Annotated in this window: 26 protein-coding genes and 1 pseudogene; 9 read left to right on the top strand and 18 right to left on the bottom strand. The window is 42.3% G+C overall.

Annotated elements, in window-relative coordinates; genetic code table 11:
- Both F973_RS09675 and F973_RS09670 read left to right on the top strand, forming a co-directional pair.
- A partial coding sequence (locus tag F973_RS09675; RefSeq protein WP_171062332.1) for an MBG-2 domain-containing protein occupies positions 1 to 314 on the top strand: 314 nt, incomplete at its 5' end.
- A gap of 2 nt (positions 315 to 316) precedes the next feature.
- A complete protein-coding gene (locus F973_RS09670) occupies positions 317 to 1978 on the top strand; it encodes a ShlB/FhaC/HecB family hemolysin secretion/activation protein (RefSeq protein WP_004761498.1) in 1662 nt (553 codons plus the stop codon).
- Between the two features lie 17 nt (positions 1979 to 1995).
- Here F973_RS09670 and F973_RS09665 read toward each other — a convergent pair.
- The 12 genes and pseudogenes from F973_RS09665 to ppsA all read right to left on the bottom strand — a co-directional run bounded on the left by F973_RS09665 (position 1996) and on the right by ppsA (position 14662).
- Positions 1996 to 2901 (bottom strand): annotated as a pseudogene (locus F973_RS09665) (IS982 family transposase).
- 344 nt (positions 2902 to 3245) lie between these two features.
- Positions 3246 to 4691, bottom strand: coding sequence for a replicative DNA helicase (dnaB, locus tag F973_RS09660; RefSeq protein ID WP_004761494.1), 1446 nt, complete (start codon positions 4689 to 4691; stop codon positions 3246 to 3248).
- Positions 4692 to 4873: 182 nt separating this feature from the next.
- On the bottom strand, positions 4874 to 5320 hold the full coding sequence (gene rplI, locus F973_RS09655) for a 50S ribosomal protein L9 (RefSeq protein ID WP_004676981.1): 447 nt from the start codon (positions 5318 to 5320) through the stop codon (positions 4874 to 4876).
- 9 nt (positions 5321 to 5329) lie between these two features.
- Positions 5330 to 5557, bottom strand: a complete 228-nt coding sequence (gene rpsR / locus F973_RS09650) for a 30S ribosomal protein S18 (RefSeq protein WP_004676982.1) — start codon at positions 5555 to 5557, stop codon at positions 5330 to 5332.
- An 11-nt stretch (positions 5558 to 5568) separates the two neighbouring features.
- Complete coding sequence (rpsF, locus tag F973_RS09645) at positions 5569 to 5952, bottom strand: 30S ribosomal protein S6 (protein ID WP_004676984.1); 384 nt, start codon at positions 5950 to 5952, stop codon at positions 5569 to 5571.
- A gap of 284 nt (positions 5953 to 6236) precedes the next feature.
- On the bottom strand, positions 6237 to 7115 hold the full coding sequence (cyoE, locus tag F973_RS09640; RefSeq protein ID WP_004761492.1) for a heme o synthase: 879 nt from the start codon (positions 7113 to 7115) through the stop codon (positions 6237 to 6239).
- A gap of 10 nt (positions 7116 to 7125) precedes the next feature.
- On the bottom strand, positions 7126 to 7455 hold the full coding sequence (locus F973_RS09635) for a cytochrome o ubiquinol oxidase subunit IV (RefSeq protein ID WP_004676987.1): 330 nt from the start codon (positions 7453 to 7455) through the stop codon (positions 7126 to 7128).
- On the bottom strand, positions 7455 to 8075 hold the full coding sequence (gene cyoC / locus F973_RS09630) for a cytochrome o ubiquinol oxidase subunit III (protein WP_004676989.1): 621 nt from the start codon (positions 8073 to 8075) through the stop codon (positions 7455 to 7457). The genes F973_RS09635 and cyoC overlap by 1 nt, the downstream gene beginning before the upstream one ends.
- A gap of 4 nt (positions 8076 to 8079) precedes the next feature.
- Positions 8080 to 10071, bottom strand: coding sequence for a cytochrome o ubiquinol oxidase subunit I (cyoB, locus tag F973_RS09625; RefSeq protein WP_004761490.1), 1992 nt, complete (start codon positions 10069 to 10071; stop codon positions 8080 to 8082).
- Positions 10072 to 10074: 3 nt separating this feature from the next.
- On the bottom strand, positions 10075 to 11130 hold the full coding sequence (cyoA, locus tag F973_RS09620; protein WP_004757762.1) for a ubiquinol oxidase subunit II: 1056 nt from the start codon (positions 11128 to 11130) through the stop codon (positions 10075 to 10077).
- Between the two features lie 311 nt (positions 11131 to 11441).
- Positions 11442 to 12215: an RDD family protein gene (locus F973_RS09615; protein WP_004761488.1), complete on the bottom strand. Its 774-nt coding sequence runs from the start codon at positions 12213 to 12215 to the stop codon at positions 11442 to 11444.
- A gap of 68 nt (positions 12216 to 12283) precedes the next feature.
- Complete coding sequence (gene ppsA, locus F973_RS09610; protein WP_004676997.1) at positions 12284 to 14662, bottom strand: phosphoenolpyruvate synthase; 2379 nt, start codon at positions 14660 to 14662, stop codon at positions 12284 to 12286.
- A 157-nt stretch (positions 14663 to 14819) separates the two neighbouring features.
- Between ppsA and F973_RS09605 the strand changes: the two genes are divergently transcribed.
- The gene (locus tag F973_RS09605) at positions 14820 to 15656 is read left to right on the top strand and encodes a posphoenolpyruvate synthetase regulatory kinase/phosphorylase PpsR (RefSeq protein ID WP_004676999.1); all 837 of its coding nucleotides are present in this window, start codon (positions 14820 to 14822) and stop codon (positions 15654 to 15656) included.
- An 88-nt stretch (positions 15657 to 15744) separates the two neighbouring features.
- On the opposite strand, the gene F973_RS09600 is transcribed toward F973_RS09605, so the two are convergent.
- The gene (locus tag F973_RS09600; protein ID WP_004761486.1) at positions 15745 to 16746 is read right to left on the bottom strand and encodes an LLM class flavin-dependent oxidoreductase; all 1002 of its coding nucleotides are present in this window, start codon (positions 16744 to 16746) and stop codon (positions 15745 to 15747) included.
- 153 nt (positions 16747 to 16899) lie between these two features.
- Positions 16900 to 17397, bottom strand: a complete 498-nt coding sequence (locus F973_RS09595; RefSeq protein WP_004761485.1) for a glycine zipper domain-containing protein — start codon at positions 17395 to 17397, stop codon at positions 16900 to 16902.
- A 245-nt stretch (positions 17398 to 17642) separates the two neighbouring features.
- On the opposite strand from F973_RS09595, the gene F973_RS09590 reads away from it, so the two are divergent.
- On the top strand, positions 17643 to 18356 hold the full coding sequence (locus F973_RS09590) for a pseudouridine synthase (RefSeq protein WP_004761483.1): 714 nt from the start codon (positions 17643 to 17645) through the stop codon (positions 18354 to 18356).
- 74 nt (positions 18357 to 18430) lie between these two features.
- On the opposite strand, the gene F973_RS09585 is transcribed toward F973_RS09590, so the two are convergent.
- The 4 genes from F973_RS09585 to F973_RS09570 all read right to left on the bottom strand — a co-directional run bounded on the left by F973_RS09585 (position 18431) and on the right by F973_RS09570 (position 20926).
- On the bottom strand, positions 18431 to 18874 hold the full coding sequence (locus tag F973_RS09585; protein ID WP_004682468.1) for a GNAT family N-acetyltransferase: 444 nt from the start codon (positions 18872 to 18874) through the stop codon (positions 18431 to 18433).
- A 97-nt stretch (positions 18875 to 18971) separates the two neighbouring features.
- Positions 18972 to 19280, bottom strand: coding sequence for a type II toxin-antitoxin system RelB/DinJ family antitoxin (locus F973_RS09580; RefSeq protein ID WP_004677009.1), 309 nt, complete (start codon positions 19278 to 19280; stop codon positions 18972 to 18974).
- A gap of 109 nt (positions 19281 to 19389) precedes the next feature.
- The gene (locus F973_RS09575) at positions 19390 to 20298 is read right to left on the bottom strand and encodes a pseudouridine synthase (RefSeq protein ID WP_034432604.1); all 909 of its coding nucleotides are present in this window, start codon (positions 20296 to 20298) and stop codon (positions 19390 to 19392) included.
- A 1-nt stretch (position 20299) separates the two neighbouring features.
- Complete coding sequence (locus F973_RS09570; RefSeq protein ID WP_004761479.1) at positions 20300 to 20926, bottom strand: hypothetical protein; 627 nt, start codon at positions 20924 to 20926, stop codon at positions 20300 to 20302.
- A 106-nt stretch (positions 20927 to 21032) separates the two neighbouring features.
- On the opposite strand from F973_RS09570, the gene tsaE reads away from it, so the two are divergent.
- The 5 genes from tsaE to F973_RS09545 all read left to right on the top strand — a co-directional run bounded on the left by tsaE (position 21033) and on the right by F973_RS09545 (position 25912).
- Entirely contained in the window at positions 21033 to 21509 is a 477-nt protein-coding gene (gene tsaE, locus F973_RS09565; RefSeq protein ID WP_004761478.1) for a tRNA (adenosine(37)-N6)-threonylcarbamoyltransferase complex ATPase subunit type 1 TsaE, read from the top strand.
- Positions 21499 to 23442, top strand: a complete 1944-nt coding sequence (mutL, locus tag F973_RS09560; protein WP_004761476.1) for a DNA mismatch repair endonuclease MutL — start codon at positions 21499 to 21501, stop codon at positions 23440 to 23442. Before tsaE ends, mutL begins: the two co-directional genes overlap by 11 nt.
- Before the next feature lie 6 nt (positions 23443 to 23448).
- On the top strand, positions 23449 to 24390 hold the full coding sequence (gene miaA, locus F973_RS09555) for a tRNA (adenosine(37)-N6)-dimethylallyltransferase MiaA (protein WP_004677019.1): 942 nt from the start codon (positions 23449 to 23451) through the stop codon (positions 24388 to 24390).
- 93 nt (positions 24391 to 24483) lie between these two features.
- Positions 24484 to 24972, top strand: coding sequence for an RNA chaperone Hfq (gene hfq / locus F973_RS09550; RefSeq protein WP_004761474.1), 489 nt, complete (start codon positions 24484 to 24486; stop codon positions 24970 to 24972).
- A gap of 79 nt (positions 24973 to 25051) precedes the next feature.
- Positions 25052 to 25912 (top strand): DMT family transporter, encoded by an 861-nt coding sequence (locus F973_RS09545; protein ID WP_004682458.1) that lies wholly within the window; start codon positions 25052 to 25054, stop codon positions 25910 to 25912.
- Positions 25913 to 25937 lie beyond the last annotated feature (25 nt).

The following is a 25937-nucleotide window of genomic DNA, read 5'->3' as shown; positions in this document are numbered from 1 at the left end:
GAGTGAGCACCACAGGCGGTACCGGTAAAAATGCCGGCAGCTATGCCCATACGGCTTCAGGCACAGATGGTAACTATGACATCTCCTTTGTCGATGGTGTTTTAGTGATTGAGGCAAAATCTGTAGAACCGAAGCCTATTGAACCGAAACCACCTGTCATGCCAAGTTATTATCCAACTTGGGCAAACCCATATCAACGCGCTATTCGGATGCAAGCCTTACCAGTACCGATCAAAGCCTTTGAACAGGTTGAAATAGAAGTCGAAGGGGAAGGGATTAATTTAGAAAATATTCAAACATTGGGGAGCAACTAATCATGCAAAAAACCGTACTCGCAAGCATACTGTCTTTTATTAGTCTCAGTGTCTGGGCAGATGTCGTTCCTAATGCTGGGCAGTTATTACAACAGCAGCAAATGGTACCGTATCAGCCCCAAGCAGCGATTGAGTTAGAATCAGCGACAACTGTGCTACCAGCTTTGGCAAATGATGAGCAGATACGCGTTGAGAAAATTCAAATTACCGGCAATCAAAGCTTAAGCAGAGAAGTATTGCATACACTGGTGGTCGATTACGAAGGTAAAACCCTGACGTTGAGTGAACTACAACAACTCGCTATACAGATTACACAGTACTATCAACAGCAGGGTTATCCTTATAGCCGCGCTTACTTGCCTGCCCAAAATTTAAGTCAAGGGGTGGTAACCATTGCTGTATTAGAAGCACGTTATGATGGTATCAGCTATAACAATCAAAGCCGTACTCGAAATGCATTGATCGATGCCACACTGCAACCATTACAAGCAGGTCAAGTCATCACAGCACAAGCGCTTGAACAACAAATTAAATTATTGAATCGTTTAGATGGTGTACAGAGTCGTAATATTTTAAGCGCAGGACAAAGCACAGGGACGAGTCAGCTGAATATAGATATCGCACCTACCGCAGCAATGACTGGTTATGTTGGTTTAGACAATTACGGCAATGAATATACCCGAGAAGTTCGTTTCAATGCAGGTGCTGCTGTACATAATCCTTTTGGTCTTGGTGATAAGCTCAGTGTAGATGCCATGACATCAGGCAAAATGCATTATGGGCGTGTAGGCTATGAAGCGACAGTCAATGGGATGGGCAGCCGGCTAGGGGCAAGTTACTCTGACTTAAGTTATGAGCTTGGTAAAGAATACAAAGCCCTCGATGCTAAAGGTCGGGCACAGCAAGCCAGTATTTGGTTAGATCAACCAGTCCTCTTGAGTAATCGTAGTGAAGTGCTACTGAATGCACAATATGATTATAAGCAACTTGAAGATGATATAGGCGTTGCCAATGTCTATCGTCATCGTGATGTGCATGTAGGTCGGTTATCCATCCAAGCTGCACAGTATGATAACTTTGCAGGAGGTGGCTTAAATCAATTGAATATATCAAACGACTTTGGCCAAGTGAAATATCAAAATACTGCAGCAAAAAAAGCGGATCAAGCGACTGCGCAGACACAGGGCAGTTTTTATCATGCTCATCTAAATTTATCACGATTACAAAATCTCGGTCTCTCTGCAACACAGTTATATACAGGCATTCAAGCACAGTATAGTCCTGATAATTTGGATAGCAGTGAACAGTTCAGTATGGGTGGGGCTTATACCGTTGCAGGTTATCAAAACAGCGTTTTAAGTGGCTCAAGTGGCTATTATGTTGTGGCAGAGCTCAGACAAGGTCTGTTAAATACAGCACAGCATCATTTGATGTTGAAAGTTTATGTAGACAGTGCAGAAGTGAAAAAACAAGCCCAGCGTTGGGCCGGTTTAACGGGAGATAATCGAGAGCGAATCAGTAGTGCAGGCTTAGGAATGGATTGGTCGGACAACAAACGATTCCAAGTCCAAAGCAAGGTTGGTTTTCCGATCGGTGCAACACCGACTAGCATAGATAAAAAACATGATGCAGAAGGTTGGTTAAGTATGATGATGCGGTTCTAAAATAACGTGAATTCGGTTTAAGCAGATTTTAATTCAATCGGTTTTAAAATCTGCTGAATCCCAGACTTATATCCATTTACAAGCACCAAAGCATATAATGTTAAAGCAGCAAATATTGTGGTCAGTAGCCCTATTTTTGATCTGTGGCGAGTATGTTCAAGATCAAATTGGCTTTTCATCAGATGAAATGGAGCTTCAATAATTCCTCGTTTTCTTAATACTGCACGATCAAAAGCATCCAGGGATTGGGGTTTCATATTTCTTTTTACTCGTGTGATGAGTTGAACACCGACTTCCGCAAGACGAGATCTCCAATTCTTACCCACATAGCCACGATCACCAAACAATTTACCTGTGAGTTGTGAATGTTCAATTAGATCGGGCAATACTTTACGGTTATCGACGTTACCCGTTGTAATACAATAAGAAATTAAGCATCCGACATAATCACAAATCAAATGAATCTTAAAACCATAAAACCAGCCGACAGAAGTTTTCCCTCGAGTTACACTATCGGCAAATACACGATGTTGATAAATCTGTTTGTTGTGGCATACAGCAAGTTTAGTGGAATCCACAAAAGCAATCCCTGCTGATGAGACTTTTAAACTTTCAACAAGAGCAACGAAATACATCACATATTTTGCTTTTAATTCAATAAATCGACTATAGCTCGGTAGGTTTGGAAAATAGCCACAAAGAAATGGTTTTGCCCAATAAAGATAAAAAGTCTTGAAGTTTCGGCTTCCTGTTAAATGAAACCATAGCAGCAATATAATCACTTCAGATGCACAAATTTGACTTTGACGCACACGTTTAATCTTGCCACAAGTGAGCATGTATTACTCAACTTGCTCTGAAATATCAGTGCAGAAATCATCAATTAGGCAGAAAAGTGTTGTAAGCTGTGTGTCGATAGGCATTTTGAGATCATTGTTTTTCGTCATGATTAAATTTTGACTTAAATGCCTATCCTTTTATAATTTCCTTATCCCGAATTCAGGTTATTTAAGTGGTGTGCTGAAAAGGTTACCGACACATAAAGTGACCCAGATTGAAGAATTACTACCACACCGCTGGAAACCTGAACCGAATTAAAAAATAGCTATGGGGTTCAGCGGACGCTTACCTCAATAAAGCATTTCCATCAATTGAAATGGAAGAAAATAGCCAAGATTGGAATTTACTTTCAAGTTGGAAACTATGGTGGGCAAAGTTAATAAGTCAGATTAAATCATGGTTTTAATAAAAAAGAGCAATGCAAGCATTACTCTTCATCATCATACTGAGCATAATACTCAGGTGATAAGTTACTAAAACGCGTATATTGTCCTTCAAAAGCAAGACGCACCGTACCAATTGGGCCATTACGCTGTTTACCAATAATAATTTCGGCAGTGCCAGCTTCTTTCGATTCCTTATTGTAAACTTCGTCGCGGTAAATAAACATGATTAAGTCCGCATCCTGTTCAATTGCGCCTGATTCACGTAAGTCAGACATCACAGGGCGTTTATTAGGTCGGTTCTCTAAGGAACGGTTCAGCTGTGAGAGGGCAATCACTGGACATTGCATTTCTTTTGCCAATGCTTTCAGGCTTCGGGAAATTTCCGAAATCTCACCAACACGGTTATCACCCATACCTGGCACTTTCATTAACTGCAAGTAATCGACCATGATGCAGCCAATTTTACCATCGTGCATTTTAGCAATACGTCTGGCGCGTGCCCGAACCTCTGTAGGTGGCAGAGCAGAGGAATCATCAATATAAAGATGTTTTTCCTGTAACTGCAAAATCGTGCCTGTGACCTTTGACCATTCATCTCCATCCAGCTTACCTGAACGCAGATGGCCTTGATGCACTTTGCCATAGGAGGAAATCAAACGCATGGCGATAGAATCCGCAGGCATCTCCATTGAGTAAACAAGGGCAGGAAGATTGCTGTTAAATAAAACGCTCTCAACTAGATTCATGGCAAATGTGGTTTTACCCATAGAGGGACGAGCCGCCACAATAATTAAATCACCTGCCTGCATCCCATAGGTTTTATTGTCCAGTTCAAGGAAACCTGTGGAAAGGCCTGTGATATTGCCATCCATTTTGGACAGCTCATCCAGTTTGCTAATTACATCCGCAGTGACTGAACTGATTGATTTTGGGCCTGAATCCTTTTTATTGTTGTTATGCTGTTCTGCCAAAGAGAAAATATTGGTTTCAGCCAAGTCCAGAATTTCGCTGACAGGACGGCCCTTGGTGTCATAGGCATTTTGTAAAATATCTGTGCTGACCTTGATCATGCTGCGTAAGGTTGAAAATTCCTTAATCTTACTGGCATAGATTTCAAGGTTATAGAAGCTTGATGGAGAATCTGCCATCAATTGCATTAAATACTCTTCACCACCAATCGCATCCAGCAGGTTTTGCTTGAGTAACCAGTCATTGACCAAAACAGCATCGTAAGGGGAGTTTTCCTGTGCCAGTTTTTCAATGGCACGGTAAATATATTTATGGCGTGTGGCGTAAAAATCATTTTCCTTAAGCAGGTCACCGACTTGTTCAAATGATTCAGCGACCGTCATTAAAGCCGCCAGTACTGCCTGTTCAATCGCCAGATTGTGCGGTGGCGTTCTAAATTCTTTCAATTGACCTGAGTCATTCACGTTACTCTCTGTCTTTGGAGTATTTTTTGCAAAATTGGCATTTGCCTGTGACATAACAAGACCTAATAAAAAGATGAAACCGTAAAAGAGTGACTATCTTAATCCAAATGGATGCGGACAGGAGGGTTTAATTGGAAGAAAATTGTGTAAGTGGTGAAAATACAGCTCGATGGTTTTGGTAAAATTTAGACGTAAAAAAAAGAGCATGTAAAAACATGCTCTTTTCTTTGCAAAAATTACTCAGATACGATAGTAACGAGAACTTCAGCAACAACATCATGGTGCAATTGGATTGCGATGTTGAATTCACCAGTGTGACGAAGCGCACCGTTTGGTAAACGAACTTCTGCACGGTCTACAGCAAGACCAGCATTGGTCAAGGCATCAGCGATGTCACGAGTACCGATCGAACCGAACAGTTTACCTTCATCACCAGCTTTAGCTGTGATGACGATATTCACTTCGTTTAATTGTTCAGCACGTGCATTTGCAGCAGCCAAAATAGCAGCTTCCTGTTTTTCAAGTTCAGCACGACGAGCTTCAAAAGCAGCAGTGTTTGCTTCAGTTGCAGCTACAGCTTTACCTTGAGGGATCAGGAAGTTACGACCGTAACCAGCTTTAACTGATACTTTGTCGCCCAATTTACCAAGGTTCTTAATGCGTTGTAATAAGATAATATCCACGGCTCAACCTCACTTATGATTGTCAGTGTAAGGAATCAACGCTAAATAGCGCGCTTGTTTAATCGCTAACGCTAATTGACGTTGATAACGAGCTTTAGTACCTGTAATACGGCTAGGAACAATCTTGCCGTTTTCAGTGATGTACTGTTTTAAAGTGTCGATATCTTTGTAGTCGATGTACGCAACTTTCTCAGCTGTAAAGCGGCAGAACTTGCGACGACGGTAAAAACGTGCCATTGATGTTCTCCTTATTCAGCTTCTTGAACTGCGTGTTGTGCTTCTTCACGTTGCGCCTTACGGGCACGTTTTTCTTCAGCACTTTTCGCAAGTAGAGATTCTTCAGTGATTGCGTGTTCACGACGGATGATGATGTTGCGAATGATCGCGTCGTTATAACGGAACAATTCTTCTAGTTCATCAAGAGTCGTTTGACCACATTCAACATTCATAAGAATGTAGTGTGCTTTATGAATCTTGTTAATTGGGTAAGCCAATTGGCGACGGCCCCAATCTTCTAAACGGTGAATTTGACCTTCAGCTTCTTTGATCTGAGAGATATAGCGTTCAACCATACCTACAACTTGATCGCTTTGGTCTGGGTGTACCAATAGTACGATTTCGTAGTGACGCATTGTCAGCTCCTTACGGTTTAAGCAGCCCCTGACTTGATAAAGCCAGAAGCAAGGAGTCATAACTAATTTAGCTATGTCGCAAATTGCGAAGCGACAATTCTAGTCATGTTTGGCTTAAATCGCAAGTTATTATATTGATATTTGGAATTGAGATACGTAGTCAATAGGGATATCTCAAGGAGGTTTCATTGGGTTTGATTCTGGCTATGGACCATAGAATGTTTTTATTGCCCGAAATGATTACAACGAGGGGAGAATAAAAAGATAGAGTGTTCTCTATCTTTTTAAAAAATAGGGAGGAAAGGTGCAGGACTTTTAAAGGTAAAGCTAAAGCTTAGACTAATCACAGTGATGAGGATCACGGAGAATAAGAAAAAGCGTTTTGCCCAAAGCTGGTCATCTTCAGCTTTAAATCCTAAAATACCAATGTAGAACCAGTAGGCACAAAGCAGGTTACAGATCACCAGAAAAACAACATTGGTGTATCCATAAATATATAGAGCATTCATCGCGACAGTGAATAAAACCACATAGATCAGTGATTCTATTTTCGTTCTATAGATAGAGCGAGCTACAGGTAAGATTGGCACTCCTGCATTTTTATAATCATCAAAACGATAGATTGCAATTGCCCATGAATGCGGCATTTGCCATAAGGCATAGGCTACAAAAATCAGTAGGGCCGCCATATCGAAATGGTGACTTACAGCCGTATAACCAATGACAGGTGGACTCGCTCCAGAAATACTACCAATGACGGTTTGATGGATTGTGGTACGTTTGGTCCACAAGCTATAGAAACCGACATAGACGACAAAACCAATGACTGCGAATAAAAACGCATACGCATTGACATAAAACCAAAGCATGCCAAAGCCAATCATACCCAACACAAATGCATAAAGCAGTGCAATGGTCGGGGAGATGGTCTTTTTAACAAGTGCACGGTTCATGGTGCGTTGCATTTTTTGATCGATGTCTTGATCAATCACATTATTTACGACACAACCAGACGCAACCACAAAAGTTGTTCCAATCAGCGTAATTAATAATAAGAGGCAGTCTATGGAGCCTTGGGCGGCTAAGAAGAAGCCGCCCAAGGTGGTAATAAAATTACCGAAGAGAATTCCTGGCTTAGTCAGGAATAAATACTTTTTAAACATGACGACCAGTTTAGATCATCATGTTGTAGTGTAGGTAGTTCATTACCCACACAGAACCGACTAAAAGTACCGCAATACAAAGAATCGTATAGATAAATGCAATCAGGTTCCAGCGTTGTTCAGATGAGGTATTCATGTGTAGGAAATACACAAGCTGTACAATAACCTGAGCAACAGCAGTGATTGCAATCACAGTCACTAAAACGCCACGACCGAAACCACCTGCCATCACCATCCCGAATGGGATGATGGTAAGGATGACAGATAGGATAAAACCAACCGTGTATTGCTTAAAGTTACCGTGTGATGCACCAGCAGCATTATGGTCATGACTACTCATTAGAGAACTCCCAGTAAGTAAACGACGCTGAATACACAGATCCAAACGATGTCAAGGAAGTGCCAGAACAAGCTTAGACAAGCTAGACGACGAGTGTTTGGAAGTGTCAAACCATATTTCTTGATTTGGAACATCAACACAAGCATCCATACCAAACCAGAAGTTACGTGAATACCGTGCGTACCAACTAGAGTAAAGAACGCAGATAAGAACGCACTTGTGCTTGGGCCATGACCAGCATGAACTAAATGATTGAATTCATAAAGTTCCATCCCAATGAAGGCTGCACCGAATACCCAAGTAACTGCTAACCAAGTTAAAACTTGATTAACATTTTTCTTGTATGCTGCAAGAACAGCAAAACCAAAAGTTACAGAAGAGATCAAAAGGGCAAAAGTTTCGGTTAAAACAAAACCTAAAGAATCACCAAAAAGATCTTTCGCACTTGGAGTACCAGGCGGAATATGACTGCTTAATACAGCGAACGCAATGAAGAGTGATCCGAAAAGAATCAAGTCACTCATCAAATAAGTCCAGAAACCAAAGACCGTTAAGTCTGTGTCATCGTGTTCGTGATGACCGCCATGACCGTGGTTGTCGTGATGAAGTACTTCAGCCATTTCCTTAGTCCTTCTTCAAGTGTTTTTCAAGTAACGCATAGCGTTCGTTTTCAATACGCTCTACTTCAGCAGCAGGAACATAATAATCAACATTCTTGGTGAATGAGCTTACGATCAAGCTAACAACTGCAGCAACGAATGAAACAACGACTAGCCACCAAATATGCCAAATGAGTGCAAATCCAAGTACAGTAATGAACATTGCAATCACGAAACCAGCAGCACGGTTTGTCGGCATGTGGATGTCTTCATATTTTGTGTTGCGAGCGTATGCTACACCATTTTCTTTGTCAGTCCAGAAACGGTCAACACCGTCACCTGCTGGAAGATGCGCAAAGTTATAGAATGGAGCAGGGGAAGACGTTGCCCATTCGACTGTACGGCTATCCCAAGGGTCACCTGTATAGTCCATGTTGTCTTTGCGTTGTAGGAAGCCAACGATAATCTGCATAAGGAAACAAGCAATACCGATAGCAATCAATACTGCACCGAACAATGCAATTGCTAAGTATGGATCCCATTCAGGGTTGTCATATGTATTCAAACGACGCGTCATACCCATGAAACCAAGGATATAAAGTGGCATGAATGCAAAGTAGAAACCAATAAACCAGAACCAGAACGCAGCTTTACCCCATGCTTCATTGAGTTTCCAGCCAAACATCTTCGGCCAGTAGAAGATGATGCCAGCAAACATACCGAACACCACACCACCGATAATCACGTTATGGAAGTGAGCAATCAGGAACAGTGAGTTGTGTACAAGGAAGTCCGCAGGTGGAACAGCCATAAGTACACCAGTTAAACCACCGATACCGAATGTTACTAGGAAGCCAATTGTCCATAACATTGGTGTGGTGAAACTAATACGACCTTTATACATGGTGAATAACCAAGAGAAGATTTTCACACCTGTAGGAATCGCAATAATCATGGTCATGATACCGAAGAACGCATTCACGTTCGCGCCAGCACCCATGGTGAAGAAGTGGTGAAGCCATACAACAAATGCAAGTACAGTAATCGCAATTGTTGCATACACCATAGACTTGTAACCGAACAACGCTTTACGAGAGAACGTCGCCACGATTTCAGAGTATAGACCAAATGCTGGTAATACCAGGATGTATACTTCAGGGTGACCCCATGTCCAGATCAGGTTCACGTAAAGCATTGGGCTACCGCCAAGCTCATTGGTGAAGAAATGGAAGCCGAAGTAACGGTCTAGCGTCAACATTGCAAGTGTACCTGTTAATACAGGGAATGATGCAATGATCAGTACTGCCGTACAAAGTGAAGTCCAGGTAAAGATTGGCATGTCCATGAGTTTCATGCCAGGAGTACGCATCTTGATGATGGTAACGAAGAAGTTAACACCTGTTAATAGCGTACCTAAACCAGAAACTTGGAGTGCCCAGATATAGTAGTCAACACCAACACCAGGAGAATATTGAATGCCAGATAGAGGAGGGTAAGCCATCCAGCCAGTCGCAGCAAATTCACCTAATACAAGTGAAACCATCATCAAACCAGCAGCACCAGCAAATAACCAGAAACTTAAAGAGTTCAATAATGGAAATGCTACGTCACGAGCACCGATTTGCAATGGAACAGCAATGTTCATCATACCTACAACGAGACCCATCGCTACGAAGAAGATCATGATTACACCGTGTGCTGTAAAGATCTGATCGTAATGGTCTGGATGTAAGTAACCTTCGCCACCGCCTTTCGCGAGGAAAAGTTGTAAACGCATCATAATTGCATCGGCGAAACCACGCAGAAGCATGACTACTGATACGATGATATACATGATACCAATTTTCTTATGGTCTACAGATGTGAACCATTCGTTCCATAAGTATCCCCATTTTTTAAAATAGGTAATACCGCCTAGAACTGCAATGCCACCAAGAGCCATCATGACCATGGTAACGAGTACAATCGGCTCTGTTGGAATAGAATCCCAGCCTAATTTGCCAAAAATCATATCCATGTCTTATTCCCCTTGAGCAGCATGTTCAGCTGCAGCATGAGTTTCTGCTGTTGCATGTCCAGCAGCAGAGTGGTCAGCACCGTGATAATTACTCATATAGTGGTTGATAATTGTTTCAAACAATTTTGGCTCAACTGAAGAGTAATAAGTCACAGGGTGTGGCTTGTTCGGGAACGGTTTCATAGCTTCAGCTTTAGCAAGTGCTTCTTCATCACCAGCAGCCTTAGCACGGTTTACAAGAATTTCGATCTGATGTTTAGAACGATCGCCATCTTTAAGCGTTGCTAACTCAGCTTGGTCAAGTGTACCTTTTTGAATTGCTTCAGCATTGATACTTGTACCATTACCCGCTTTAATAGCTTCTACCCATTGTGCAAACTCTGGTTCAGTTACGCTATGCGCCTTGAAGCGCATTTGTGAGAAACCATAACCTGAATAGTTTGCTGAGAAACCACGGAATACACCAGGTTCATCTGCCAATAAGTGAAGGTGAGTCTGCATACCCGCCATAGCATAGATTTGGCCGCCTAACTGTGGAATGAAGAATGAGTTCATTGTGAAGTTAGAGGTGATCTTGAAGCTAATAGGTGTTTTTTCTGGGAAGCGTACTTCGTTTACCGTTGCAATGTTTTGCTCAGGATAAATAAAAATCCATTTAAACTGTTCAGCGACGGCTTGAATAGTTAAAGGCGCTTTATCTGACTCTAACGGACGGTAAGGGTCGTACTTGTGGGAACCCCACCAAGTTAACCAAGCTAAAATACCAATAATAATGACAGGTACACCCCAAACAACGATTTCAATTGTCGTAGAGTGTGCCCAGGTAGGTTTATAGTCTGCATCTTTATTCGATGCGCGATATTTCCAACTAAACCATAATGCCATCACGATTGATGGAATCACCACCAACAGCATTAAATAGATCGCAGTCATCATCAGGCTACTTTGACCTTGACCTACTGGACCTTTATTGTTTAGAAGTACCATATCACCGCCACACCCTGTCAAGAGCGCAGCCATCGTTGATAAAGACAATACAGCTAAAATCGTTTGTCTCATTTTACAACCTCGGTGAAGAGTCCCATTCCCTAAATAAATTATGGGATAGCGATTAAAGTGTCGCACGATTGATAAGAAATAATTGTGAATTGCTTAGTAATCATGCGACACCGCTACGTTGTAGGGCATTATGCCTCATATTGAAAAACTAAGCTACTGATAAAGTGGTCTGAAATACTTGTTTTAAAACCCGATTTATTTAGCAGGGATTGGATTAAAGCCTGATCTTTTTTTTATATATCAACACGCTATATTGAAAGGCTGTATAAAATGTATTTTATATACAGCTTTGTGCAAATAATTGATGAGGCTTATTTCTGAACCACTTTGGTCTTTGCCAATTTATCATGTAATGCCTGACGATTTTTCCCTAATGCAAACAGCGATTCAATCACGGAAATCAACGGCAAAATGATCATGTTTAAAATAACAAAAACCATACTTCTGAGCCAGAATGCCCTTACTGAGCTGACAGGAGCAGAGGTTTCAGCATCCACAATCTTGATTTTTAGCAATTTTTTACCAATGCTTTGACCTGATTTTCCAATCAGAAAAGCCTGTACCATAAGCATGGCAATGATATAGACACACATGGCCATCCAGGCATGGGTTGGAATAATCGCAAGAATCTCAGTCTGGACTTTCTGGGCTAGGGCAATGTCTGATGAGCGGTCTGCCATTAGTCGAAACAGTTGTTCATTCAACTGGGTAAACTTTTGTGCCTGTTCGGGTGTAAAAAAAGCGGTGAGTAGGAATGTTGCGGGAAACCATAAAAATACATCAATCAGTTTTGCAAAAAAACGTGAATGGATGGAGGCTAACTGAGATGTCTTTTGTTCGACTTTGATATTAAATGCTGAGTTGGGATGAGTCTCAGTTTTAATCTGGGCACTAAAGGGAGCGTAACCGACAGGTTCGTATACCAGTTTCCCTTGTGTAAGTTCCCCAAGCGTTTTCCATTCTGCCATACCCTCATGCCAGGCCAAATCTGTGAGTAGAACTTGTTGACTGGCAAGCATTTGGTTCACTTGTTCTAAACTATAAGGTCCCGCTTGTTGGTTGTTACGAGCCAAGTAAATTTGCATAATTTTAAAATCTCAATGACTAAAGATAAAAAAGACCCTGCGAAAGAGGGTCTTTTTCTAAAAAAAGACTAGGCTTTCTTGATTTGTTCTTCAGCAAGGAAGAACCAGGTATCAAGCACTGAATCAGGATTCAGTGACACAGATTCAATACCCTGTTCCATGAGCCATTTCGCCAAGTCAGGGTGGTCAGATGGGCCTTGACCACAAATACCCACATATTTGCCAGCTTTGCGGCAGGCATGAATTGCCATGGAAAGAAGGGCTTTAACCGCTGGATCACGCTCATCAAACAAGTGAGATACGATACCAGAGTCACGGTCCAGACCCAGTGTAAGTTGTGTTAAGTCATTTGAACCGATAGAGAAGCCATCAAAGTGCTCAAGGAATTGCTCAGCCAATAATGCATTGGTTGGCAATTCACACATCATGATGATTTTCAAGCCGTTCTCACCACGTTTCAAGCCATTTTGAGCAAGTAGCTCAATCACACGTTTCGCTTCATTTACAGTCCGAACGAACGGGATCATGATTTGAATGTTGGTGAGACCCATTTCATCACGTGCTTTTTTCAAGGCACGGCATTCAAGCTCGAAACAGTCGCGGAAATTGTCAGAAACGTAACGGCTGGCACCACGGAAGCCCAACATTGGGTTTTCTTCTTCCGGTTCGTATAACTTACCACCAATCAGGTTTGCGTATTCATTTGACTTAAAGTCAGACATACGCACAATCACTGGTTTTTCAGCAAATGCGGCTGCCAGCGTTGAAATGCCTTCCACCAGTTTTTCAACATAGAATTCGATTGGGGAAGAATAACCCGCAGTACGTGTCATTACAGCGGCACGCGTTTCACGTGGCAGGCTCTCAATATTCAACAATGCTTTTGGATGCACACCAATCATACGGTTGATGATGAACTCAAGACGTGCAAGGCCAATCCCTTCATTTGGAATCTGGGCAAAGTCAAACGCACGGTCAGGGTTACCCACGTTCATCATGATCTTGAACGGAAGCTTCGGCATCGAGTTGATCGAGTTGCGTTGAACCTCAAAGTCCAGTGCACCCTCATAGATGAAGCCCGTATCACCTTCGGCACAGGAAACAGTCACTTCCTGACCATCCGTTAACAGTTCAGTGGCATTGCCGCAGCCCACAATTGCAGGAACACCCAGTTCACGTGCAATGATTGCCGCGTGACAGGTACGTCCACCACGATTGGTGACAATCGCAGCGGCACGTTTCATTACTGGTTCCCAGTCTGGGTCAGTCATGTCAGATACAAGTACATCACCGTCTTGTACTTTATCCATTTCTTTAATCGAAGTTACGACACGAACTTTACCTGAACCGATGCGTTGACCAATAGAACGACCTTCACAGATAACCGTACCGCGTTGCTTTAACAGGTAACGTTCCATTGTGCCGACATTTTGGCGACTTTTTACGGTTTCTGGACGTGCTTGAACGATGTAGATTTGACCATCATCACCATCTTTTGCCCACTCGATATCCATCGGTGAACCGTAGTGTTGTTCAATGATTAATGCTTGTTTTGCAAGTTCATGAAGCTCATGGTCGTTTAGCGCGAATTGTTGGCGCTCAGGTTTTTCAACATCAACTACAACAACAGATTTACCCGCAGCACCTTCTTCACCATAAATCATTTTCTGGTGCTTGGAACCCAGGTTGCGGCGTAGGACAGCGTGTTTACCACCCTTTAAAAGTGGTTTTGACAGATAGAATTCGTCAGGGTTGACGGCACCTTGCACCACCATTTCACCCAAGCCATAGGATGCGGTAATAAACACCACATCACGGAAACCCGATTCTGTATCAAGGGTAAACATCACACCCGCAGCACCCGTTTCAGAGCGAACCATGCGTTGCACGCCCGCGGAAAGAGCAACCACACTGTGTTCAAAACCTTGGTGTACACGATATGCAATCGCACGATCGTTATATAATGATGCAAAAACTTCTTTAATCGCGATCAGGATATTATCGATACCACGAATATTGAGGAATGTTTCCTGTTGGCCCGCAAATGAGGCATCTGGTAAATCTTCAGCGGTGGCAGAAGAGCGTACCGCCACGGCAATATCTGGATTACCGTTTGAAAGTGCTGCAAATGCTTCACGAATTTCTTGTTCTAATGCGGCAGTCAGTGGAGTATCAACAATCCATTTACGGATTTTTGCACCTGTTTCAGCAAGTGCAAGCACATCATCAACATTCAGTTGAGTTAGTTCAGCCTGAATTCGAGCATTTAAGCCGCTTTGATCCAGGAATTCACGATAGGCAGCTGCAGTTGTTGCAAAACCACCTGGTACCGATACACCAGCATTGGATAAATGACTGATCATTTCACCCAGAGATGAGTTTTTCCCACCTACGAGTTCGACATCGTGTTTCCCTAATTTTTCCAGACCGATTACGCGCGCTTCCAAAGTATTTACTCCACTTTTTTTGCAGTATGAATGACCATCATTGGTATGAAATTATACGAAAGTGCCTAGATATAGTGTTTACTAAGCGACAGTCATGTTAGATGAGTTTACTATAAAGATTATAGTGCACTAAGACAAATGTTTAAGGAGAATTTTGATGCCCGAAAGTAAACAAATTAAACGGAGCGTATTTTTTATATCAGATGGTACGGCAATCACCGCGGAAACCCTTGGACATTCACTACTTGCGCAATTTCCAAACGTGGATTTTGACATTCATATCATGCCTTATATTGCCACTGAAGAGGCTGCTATGGTCGCGGTTGCAGAGATCAATGCATGCCAGTCCCGTGATGGTTCCCTACCACTGGTTTTTGACACTTTAGTTGATCCATTGGTACGCGATATTATCAATACTGCCAAAGCCGTTAATCTGGATGTGTTTGAGGGTTTGATCAGTAAACTTTCAGAAGAGTTGGGAACGTTGCCAACCACATTGGTTGGGCAGACCCATGCGGTGACTGACTCTGAATATTATAAGGCACGTATTGATGCGGTTCATTTCGCGCTGGACAATGACGATGGTGCCCGAACACGTCACTACGATAAAGCCGATATTATCCTGATTGGCGTGTCACGTTCGGGTAAAACACCAACCTCGATCTATTTGTCATTACAGTTTGGTATCCGCGTGGCAAACTATCCACTTACTGAAGAAGACTTAGACGACAACCGTTTACCAAAAGTTTTAAAAGAGCATAAAAACAAGCTGTTTGGTTTGATGATTGATGCGGAGCGTCTGGTTGCGATTCGTAATGAACGTAAGGCCAATAGTCGCTATGCAAGTTTTAGCCAGTGTCAGATGGAACTGCGGGCGATTGAGGGGATTTATATTTCAGAAGGCATTAAGTATTTAAATGTCACTGAAATGTCGATTGAGGAAATCTCAACCCGTATTTTACAAATGACAGGTTTAAAACGCCGTATTGGCTAAATATGATATTCAAATGAGAAGCGTGGGGATGGGGGTGGTGAAATAAGCATTGCGGAACAGGGCAATGCTTATTTGAAAATAGGATTGCCTACTGGTTTTTCAGCTCCATGAGTAAGCTAAAGTTTTCCAGACGTTTATGTGTGTCGTAAATATCACAGGTGAAGATAAACTCATCCACATCATATTGTGCGGCAATTTTTTCCAACCCCGCTTTGACAGTTTCCTGCGAGCCAATTTGAGCCATTGCATGGAAATTCTGAATAGCGAGTTGCTCAGCGCTGCTTGCCAGACCTTGTATTGATTCAGTTGGCGGTTTGAGTTTTAGACTGTGCCCCCGAATCAGGTTTAAAATACGCTGATAAGAACTGGTAGCTAAATATTGTGCTTCTTCATCAGTTGCCGCAACGACTGTTGGTACGCCCATTGACACATAAGGTTGATCCAAATACTCAGACGGCTGGAAATTATCCCGATAAATCTGGATGGCCTGTCCCAGCATTCTTGGCGCAAAATGGGAGGCAAACGAATAGGGAAGTCCCAACTTTGCAGCAAGCTGTGCGCTAAACAGACTTGAACCTAGCAACCAGACAGGTACATGAGTGCCTTGACCTGGGGTGGCAATGATTTTTTGGTTGGGTTGCGGGTCTTTAAAATATTGCAGAATTTCCAGTACATCCTGCGGGAACTGATCTTCAGTTTCCTGACGGCCACGGCGTAAGGCCCGCATGGTCAGTGGATCAGTTCCAGGGGCACGGCCTAAGCCAAGCTCAAAACGGTTTGGGTAAAGTGTCGCCAGTGTACCAAATTGCTCAGCCACTACCAAAGGTGCATGGTTTGGAAGCATGACACCACCTGAACCTAGGCGAATCTTTTGGGTGTGGGCGGCAATAAATCCTAATAGAACGGCAGTTGCCGAACTGGCGATACCATCCATGTTGTGATGCTCAGCTAACCAAAAACGTTCATATCCCAGCTTTTCAGCATGTTGAGCCAATTCAAGTGCGTGGCGTAGAGAAAACTCAATATTTTTATCCTCTCTAACAGGTGCCAACTCTAGAATGGAGAACTTTATATCTTTTAATATTTTCATCGCTGATTCTCGGAACTATATATCGAAATAATACGATATAAGTTTGGTTTTGTATATCGTTTTTATTCGATTTAATGTTTCTATATTTGTACATGAAAATGTATAAATAAAAAAAGGCACTCGAAAGTGCCAAAGGGGTAAGGATAAAATCTATTAACGATGTTTGTACCAGCCATGGTGCTTGCCATTGTCATGACGATAGTTATAGCGTGAGTTGTAGTAGCGGCGGTCATTGTTCGAACGGCGGTTGTCATAATGACGGTCATAGCGTTCCTCTTCTGCACGATCCTGACCTACTTTTTGACCCAGTGCAGCACCACCAGCCGCACCCAGTGCCGCACCGATATAACCGCCATTGGTTCCACCCATGTTACGGCCTACGGTATAACCACCAGCACCACCTAGACCACCACCAATTGCGGCTTCAGTACGGTCACGCTTATTGCTGGATGCTGCGGCACCACCAGCGCCACCAAGCGCAGAACCAATCATGGCACCTGTTTGTCCGCCAAGCTGTTGACCAATCGCGGTACCGACCACACTACCAAGGGCAGAGGTTGCTGCAACACGTGTTGCATTGTCCGCATGTGCAACAGACACTATTGATGTGGTTGCTAGGATAACGCTATATAACCAGATATTCGATTTCATGGGAAAACTCCTTGTCCTTTGTTTTGGGACAGCATTTTTTTACTTGAGACCAATTTAGCAGGACATTTGAGTGAAAATGTGGAGCAGCTCGTCCTGTGTACGATGTTTTAATGAGGGTTTTGTATCTGTTATATTGCAGATGGAGGAAATATGAACAAATTATAAAAATAAAGAATGAATGTCCAGCGAACAGCAGCGAACAGTTTAATCGAGTACAATAAAGTGATTTCGCTTAGGGTACTTTTATGCTGCTGGAAAAAATTTTGCAATCTCAAGGCTTTGGTTCACGTAAATATTGCCAGCAGTTGATTAAGAATGGCTCTGTCCTTATTGAAAATCAGGTTTATGACAATCCCAAACAAAACTTGAATACGGATGATCTTAATTTCACTGTTTTTGGTGAACCATACCAATATAGGGAAAATATCTATATTGCCTTGAATAAGCCACAGGATTATGAATGTTCGCATCAGGCGACACATCACCAAAGCGTATTTAGTTTACTACCTGAAATCCTGATTCATCGCGGCGTGCAATGTGTGGGGCGCTTAGATCAGGATACGACAGGATTATTATTATTAACGGATGATGGTCAGTATCTACAGTCACTGACGCATCCCAGAAAGCATGTACCCAAGATTTATCATGTCACCACAGCCGATCCAGTGACTCCTAAACAAATTCAGGCTCTGGAGCAGGGTGTCGAACTTCGTAATGAAAAAGGGATTTTCGCTGCAACAGATGTACAGTTGATTTCTGCGAACCAGCTTTGCATGACCGTTCATCAGGGGGTATATCATCAAGTTAAGCGTATGCTTGCAGCTGTAGGCAACAAGGTTGACGCGTTGCATCGCCATCAAATTGGGCAGCTTGAACTACCTGATTTAGCGGAGGGTGAATGGATATATTTAACGGCTTGGCAAAAACAGTTAAGTCAAAATATTGTGCTGGATTACTAGACTGCTTGCAAAACCCCCTATAATTCCCCCTTGTCAAGGGGGAAAACAAAGGGGTTTCGCAAGCAGTTTACTGATTATTTTAAAAAACAGTGGAAAATCTTGAACTCATCGTCCCGAATAAAGCCCATCTGTTCATAAAGACGGTGGGACTGGTAATTGTTCTTTTGTGTCTCGAGGCTGATACGCTGGGCATTTTCATGGCGTGCGAAGAGAATGGCTGTATCAATTAATTGTTTCGCTGAACCTTGTTTGCGATAAGTGGGAGTCACATAAACATCATCCAGAATATAGTAGGTTTCACAGGCCACAGAGGAAAAAGCGAGATAAAGCATAACAAAGCCTGTAAACACATCATCCTTAACATGGATAAAAATGACACTGTCTTTATTGTCGAAACGATGTTTGAGAAATTGATAGGATTGTTCAATATTTGATGATGCGCCATAGAACTGACGGTATTCGTCAAACAAGACAGCAAGTTGATGAAGATCTTCTTTGTTGGCTCGCTTAACAATCATCCTGACCTACCCTTAACCTTATTGTTTTAGTTGGAATTACAGGATAGCGAAAAAAATCAGCTTAAAAAATAAAAACTTGTGTATAAATGCAACATTGTTAAGTTTTGTCACTTTCACCTAAAAGTGCGTTGAGTTCTTCAAACAGGTCTTCGTGGTCATCTTCAAGGTGATTGGAAGCTGAATCTTCGGTTGTTTGGTTTGCTTTGGATTTACGCAGTTTAAGCAACTGTTCCATATTGATATTCTGGTTTTCAATCGCAAAGGGAATGGATTTGGTCAGTACCACCTGTTTAAAGAAAAGTCGCACAGCCTGAGCAGGGGAGATACCGAGCTGCTTAAAAACGGCAAATGCCTGTTTCTTTTCCTGTGAATCAAGACGAACCTGATAAACTTCTGTTTTTCGCATGAAAGATATGACCAAATATTTTTAGTTATCGCCATGTATTTTAAACGATCACAGGTTAATTTCAATATTTTTGAAGTGAAAATAGTAATTTTTTGTCATTACGTTGTGTTTACAGTGTGAGTTCAAAATTGGAAATAAAATGCATTTTCTGTTGGGAAATGGGATCAACAAACTGAATCTGCTTGGCCAGTAATTGCAATGGGCAGCTAAAGTCATCATCTGCCTTATGCTGGACAGTTGGGTAAAAAGGGTCGTGGAGGATTGGGATACCCAGGTAATTAAGGTGTACACGGAGTTGGTGTTGTTTGCCCGTTTTGGGTTTAAGCAGATATTTGGCTTTGTGCTGTGTATGTTCCAACAGTTCTATGTGTGTTTCTGTATTGCTTGGTTTTTCTGGATTAATTTGCATGGTGTAAAAAGGATTCCCCTTTTCTAGATGCAGTTGAACAGTCTGTGGAAATTTGAGTTTGGGATGATAGGCAGCAATCGCATGATAGACTTTCTGAACTTTGCGTTCGGCAAAAAGTTGTTGGTAGATTCCCCGCGATTCAAGTTTTTTGCTGAATAAAACCACGCCTGCCGTTTCCCGATCCAGTCGATGAATCGGGGTTAGGTCTTGATTAGTTGTTTGTCTTTTCAGGCGAACCAGTAAGGTTTCCTGAACGTATTGTCCAGTTGGTGTCATGCTCAGGAAGTGAGGTTTATCCACCACCAGTAAATTTTCATTTTCAAATAAAATTTCATGTTGAAAAGGCACATGAATTTCATGGGCCAGAAAACGATAATAAAAAATATGGCTATTGGGCGTATAGATACTGTCTATTTTTAATTTTTCACCGTTCGCAGCATAGATTAATTCATCGCTAAAACGTTGTTGCCATTCGCTTGATTGAATATGTGGAAAGTGTTGGCAAAGATAAGCAAAAATGGTAGGTGCAGAAATGTCATCGGGTAAAAAGACTTTACTGGCACTGACACCGTTGATCAGTGGTGGAGTAAAATTTTCAATGATATTCATATTATTTGAATGAGGCTGAATGGTGGAAACGAGGTATAAATCCCTCATCAAATGCTTTGACAAAAGATTCTGGCGTGAGTACGTTCACAATCAGGTCATTTGGTAATTCAACTTCCTGTTGATAGCCATCAAAAGACCAAACCAAATAATAATTGTCTGTAAAAACCACGATTGCTTTTGAGTCATGCTCAAAGAAAGTGCCAATTGGTAAATCAGAAATTTTAGCTTGAAATGTTTTCTTGTCTTTATCCGCTGTTAGGCGGTCTTGATGAATTTTTTTATCCATCTCTTTTACAGGTAGTGAAATACCAATGTTGTTTGCATAAATCCATGCATTTTTAAACTGTTTATAGCGTTGGTTCTGACATTCTCCACAAGGACGGTGACCTGCCGCCAAGGCAGTTGCTTCATCTAGAAAGAACAGTTCAGAATAAGACTGTCCAAAAACCTCTCTTTTGACATTACCGAATGTGGTTAAGCAGTTGATCCAGGATTGAGTGGAAAATTGCTTAATGATTTGCTTGTCTGCATTATGCAGCTTACCACCACGATTCCCCATTAAAGTCGCACTTTTTGAGGGATGCGTATTCAATTTCCCCCAAGGATCAACCCGATTTTGTAGAGTCATGTCTTCTCTTCAATGTTGTAAAAAAGAACCAACGTATTGCTATGGATTAGGCTTTACCTCAGGGCAATGTTATCATAGCGGTTATCCCAATTTTATTCTATTTGCCATGTCATATTCAGTGAAATTTACTTTAAATCATGAACAAGACACTCAAAAATTTGCGAAAGTGCTCTCACAACAAGTGCATTCAGGCGTTATATATTTGATTGGTGATTTAGGTGCTGGGAAAACAACATTCACCCGTTATTTCCTACAAAGTTTAGGGCATCAGGGTTCTGTTAAAAGTCCGACCTATACTTTGGTTGAACCGTATAGCATTCAAGGAAAAGAAATTTTTCACTTCGATTTATACCGTTTAGATGATCCCTACGAACTGGAACTGATGGGAATCCGTGATTATCTGGAAACACCTGACGCTTTATTCCTATTTGAATGGCCATCCAAAGGTGGTGATGAAATTCCTCAGGCCGATGTAATCATTGATATTCAGAAATCGGATGATGAACTGACCCGTTTTGTGACCTTAAGTGTAAATTCACAAGCGTTAGCTCAATCTTTGCAGGAACAATTGAATGGCGCATGATGCAATCCGCCGTATCCACACCCTTGATGCTGCTCTGGCCAACCAGATTGCAGCAGGTGAAGTGATTGAACGCCCAGCTTCAGTCATCAAGGAACTATTGGAAAACTCAATTGATGCAGGTGCAACTGAACTGATTATTCGGGTTGCTCAGGGTGGTTCAACGCTGATTGAAATCATTGACAATGGGCATGGTATTCATCCAGACGATTTACCTTTAGCAGTCATGCGCCATGCCACCAGTAAAATTAGAAGCTCGGAAGACTTGCATGCCATTGTGAGTCTGGGATTTCGGGGCGAGGCATTGGCCTCGATCGCGGCGGTATCCCGTTTAACCTTAACCAGCTGTCAGGATGAACAGGGGGTGGGTTATCAGGTTGAGGTCAATGGCACCGCTTTTGACCATCAACAGGTTCAGGCGGTGGCGGCAAAAAAAGGCACACATATCCGCGTTCAGGATTTATTCTTTAATGTGCCTGCACGCCGTAAATTTTTAAAAAAACCAACTACAGAATTTGGTCATATTGAAGAAATTGTACGCCGTTTGGCTTTAACTCATTTTGACATCCGTTTTGTGCTTGAGCATAATGACAATATTCGCTTGAACCTACCAATTGCTGATAGTGGTGAATTGCGTTATCAACGTGTTCAGCAGTTGTTGGGCCATCAGTTTATTGAAAATGCCTACTGGATGGATGCTGAAAGTATCAATATGCGGTTATCAGGCTGGTTGGGGCATCCGTCTGATGCACGGGCACAGGCTGATTTGCAGTATGTCTATGTGAATGGTCGTATTGTCAAGGACAAGACCATTTCCCATGCGCTGCGTATGGCCTATGAGGGGATTTTGCATGGACACCAATATTCCTCTTATTTGCTGTTTTTAGAGGTTGATCCTGAAAATATCGATGTCAATGTACATCCAACCAAGCATGAAATTCGCCTTTTAAATCAACGTGAAGTGCATGAGTTTGTACGGCATTATGCTAAAGCAACATTGTCGCAATTTCAAACAGCAAGCACTGATTTAGCCCAAGCTATGAAAATGGATGATGCCGCGACAGAGAATTTTAATTATCAGCCACAACCAAAACATCAGGAACAGTTCCATTTACATCGTGCTGAAGTTGAACCTGAACCACAGCTCAATCAGCAAACAGAACTATCAACAGATTTGCTGACTGACTTTAATCAAAGCCGTCCGCAAGCAGTTCAATATAATGCATCGCAACCACAACAGCCGCGTTACAGTGGTTCCGTACAACTCAACAATGCCTTAAAAAGTTATCTGGCTCCCTTGCGTGAAGAGGTTGATTCTGAGCAGGACCAGACAGTAGCAAAGGTAGATGAATTTCCACTAGGTATTGCGATTGCACAACTTCATGGCATTTATATTTTGGCGCAAAATACTGAGGGTTTAATCATTGTTGATATGCACGCTGCGCATGAGCGGATTTTGCTACAGCAGATGAAAGCGGCGTGGGATAAGCCTGAATTCTGGATGTCACAGCAACTACTGATTCCAAAGGTGGTTTCGATTACTCGTATGCAGGCCACACGTATTGAGGACTTGCAACCTCAATTGCAACGGCTGGGGCTGGAAATTGACCAATATGGTGATGAACAAGTGATCGTGCGTGGTGTGCCAGCCATTTTGCATAAGGCAGATTTTGGCAATTTAATTCCAGAACTGTTAAATGACCTTGACCCGAATGATGAGGCGAGAGGGTTATTGCAAAAACGTGATGAACTGTTGGCTGGAATGGCCTGTCATGGGGCTGTAAGAGCACACCGACAACTCAGTCTGTCTGAAATGAATGCATTGTTGCGCCAAATGGAGCAAACCGAGTTTGCCAGCCAGTGTAACCACGGTCGCCCCACCTGGCGGGCATTTCCACTACATCAACTAGATAAATTATTTGCTCGAGGAGAGTAGGGTTTCATGTCAAATCAATTGCCCGTGATTAATTTAATGGGGCCTACCGCAAGTGGTAAAACCGCTTTGGCATGTGAACTGTATGAGCGTGGAAATTTTGAACTGATTTCTGTGGATTCAGCTTTAGTTTATAAAGACATGGACATTGGAACGGCGAAACCGACTAAAGAAGAGCAGCAACAATATCCACATCATTTGATTGATATTATTACACCATTGGAAGTGTACTCGGCGGCCCAGTTTGTTGAAGATGTTTGCCCCTTGATTGACGATATGCACGCACGGGGCAAGACACCAATTCTGGTCGGCGGAACCATGCTGTATTTCAAGTCGCTGCTTGAGGGACTTGCCGATAACCTGCCCAATGCGGATCAGGCGATTCGTGATACCATTATTGCCAAGGCTGAACAGGAAAGCTGGCAGGCGGTTTATGATGAACTGGTTGCTGTTGATCCCATCGCAGGTCAAAAGTTTAAGGTTTCAGATCGGCAACGTATTATTCGGGCATTGGAAGTGTACCGAATTACGGGTGAACCAATAACAAAACTACAGGCAGAACAACCTAAAAATCAACCATATCGTTACAATTTTTATAACTACGCCCTTATGCCAGATCGGTTAGAATTACATCAACGCATTGAGCAAAGATTGAGCAAGATGTGGAATATTGGTTTTTTAAATGAAGTAGAGGAATTAATTAAAAAATACGATTTAAATGATAATTTACCCGCTATGCGGTCTGTAGGTTATCGTCAAGCTTTAGATTTTTTATTGAAAAGTGACTTAAGTCTCAAAAATAGGGTTGAAATGGAGACTAGAGCGCTATTTGCGACACGACAACTTGCCAAACGTCAATACACTTGGTTACGTTCTTTGCAAGAATTACACGATTTTAAAACTTATGTGACGATAAAGCAGGCGAAAGAAGACTTGCGAAACTTCTTTTGATAACGCAAAATTCGCAGGCTGTCTTTTTATAATTTTTAGTTAAAAAATAAAGATAGTTTTTTTGCGCTGATTTAAAATTTTTTGGAGTTAAAAATGTCTAAAGGTCAAACTTTACAAGATCCGTTCTTAAATTCTCTCCGTAAAGAACGTATTCCAGTTTCTATTTTCCTTGTTAACGGTATTAAACTACAGGGGCATATTGAATCTTTTGACCAATATGTGGTTTTACTTAAAAATACAGTAAGCCAAATGGTTTATAAGCATGCGATTTCGACTGTCGTTCCTGCACGCAATCCACGTCCAGCTGGTGCTCAGGGCACTGGTGGCTTCCCTGCACAGGGTGCTGCTGGCGGCTTTGGTGGTGGTCAGGCTACAGGTGGCGGCTTCGGTGGTCAGGGCGGCTTCGGTGGTCAAGGCGGCTTCGGTGGTCAGGGCGGCTTCGACGGCGAGGGCGGCTTCGTTGGTCAGGGTGGCTTCGGTGGTCAGGGTGGCTTCGGTCATCAGGGCGGCTTCGGTGGTCAGGGTGGCTTCGACGGCGAAACTAAATTTGAAGATGGTCAAGAAGACGAAAATAATCGTTAATTGATTGATGATCTTTAAAAAATGCCAGTCTGTTTTCAGATTGGCATTTTTTTATGTCTAAAAAGCTAGAATACATCTCATGGAAATTATTGTTGCGGCTGCCTGTTGCAGCGTTATCGTGTCAATTTTGCTGAAATATCTGAAAGAAAAAGGTTTTGATGTTTGGCAAATGATTGCGTGGAACTATTTAAGTGCCAGTGTGTTATGCGCCTATTGGTTTAAAACGGATATCACCCATGTTTCATGGCAACATACGCCGTGGTGGCTGATTTTAATTTTGGCGGTGTTGTTACCTAGCATCTTTCTATGTTTAGCCAAGTCATTGCAGTTTGCGGGTATTGTGAAAACGGAGATTGCCCAGCGTTTGGCAGTGATTCTTTCTTTATTGGCTGCCTATTTTATATTTGGTGAGCAGTTTAGCCTGTTAAAGCTGATTGGCGTTGCTTTAGGTGTGGTGGCAATTTTTTTCATTATTCTTGGGCAGGCGGCGGAGAAAGCCACACAAGGCCTAAATCTAAAATCTGCCCTATTTCTGTTTTGTGTCTGGGCAGGTTATGCTGCGGTTGATATCTTACTTAAATATAGCAGTAGCCTAGGTCTACAGTTTGCAGTCACATTAAATCTCATCTTCATTGTGGCGTTTGTTTTATCAATTGCGTATCTCGCCATCACCCAGCCGAATTGGCAGCCCAAGAATATTTTCGCAGGTCTAGTCCTTGGTGCAATCAATTTTGCCAATATTGCCCTGTATGTGAAAGCACATATGATGTTGAAAGACACACCAGCGATTGTGTTTGCAGGCATGAACATTCTTGTGGTGATTTTTGGGGTAATTAGTGGGGTGGTGCTGTTTCGGGAACGGCTTAAAGCCTATACATGGATTGGCCTAGTATGTGGAGTACTGGCTGTATTGTGTTTGGCAAAAGCGATGATGTTGTAGCGGTTAATGTTCTCATTCCAGCAGA

Source organism: Acinetobacter sp. CIP 102129, from assembly GCF_000368305.1.
In the GTDB taxonomy this organism is placed as follows: domain Bacteria; phylum Pseudomonadota; class Gammaproteobacteria; order Pseudomonadales; family Moraxellaceae; genus Acinetobacter; species Acinetobacter parvus.
Note: the sequence above shows the minus strand (reverse complement) of the source record. Positions and strands in the feature narration are given on the sequence as shown.